The organism is Nitratireductor indicus C115 (genome assembly GCF_000300515.1).
GTDB lineage: Bacteria > Pseudomonadota > Alphaproteobacteria > Rhizobiales > Rhizobiaceae > Nitratireductor > Nitratireductor indicus.
Window position 1 is genome coordinate 1 of the sequence record NZ_AMSI01000068.1, and the last position, 695, is coordinate 695.

The following is a 695-nucleotide window of genomic DNA, read 5'->3' on the forward strand; positions in this document are numbered from 1 at the left end:
AACATTCGCAATGTCAGCTCCGCCCACTGGCGCCGCTGGCTCGGCCCGGAATATCGATGCCTCGTGCCGGCAACCAGCTTTGCCGAGCCCGACCCATCGAACAAGCCGGAAGGCGGTCGCACGCCGGACGCATGGTTCGCCTTGAACGAGAACCGGCCGCTCTTTGCCTTCGCCGGCCTATGGACGAAATGGCACGGCAAGCGCATGGCGCGCGAGGAACCCGCCGACCACGAGATTTATGCGTTTCTCACCACGGAACCGAATGGCATCGTCGCGCCGATCCACAAGAAGGCCATGCCAGTCATCCTGACCACCACCGAGGAACTGGACACCTGGTTGCGCGCACCATGGGACGAAGCAAAGGCCCTGCAACGTCCCCTGCCCGACAACATGCTGAAAATTGTCGATAAGCCGGACCTGCCTGAATGATCGTCCCGCCACAGCGAATCAAAGGTGATCCTGATCGGCGCATAGAGTGTCAGGAAGCCTTGGAGAGAGAGTTTCAGGCGCTTGCGCAGCGAGCCATTGGCGCCGGATGGAGCGAGCCCGAGGTTTCGTCTGGCTGTCGAACACATTCGTGAACACCAGAATGCTGAGCCTGCCTCCGAGCAGCGAAAGCACTAACGTGGCTTCTGAGGCACAAGAAAAGCGCTGACACGCTTTCTCATTTCCATCTTTTCACAGTGAGCCGAATA

1 protein-coding gene is annotated in these 695 nt (G+C 59.6%); it reads left to right on the forward strand.

The window, feature by feature from the left end; translation table 11 throughout:
* Window positions 1–429 (forward strand): SOS response-associated peptidase family protein (locus tag NA8A_RS24230; RefSeq protein WP_009453093.1); only part of this gene is annotated, 429 nt, incomplete at its 5' end.
* Window positions 430–695: the final 266 nt, after the last annotated feature.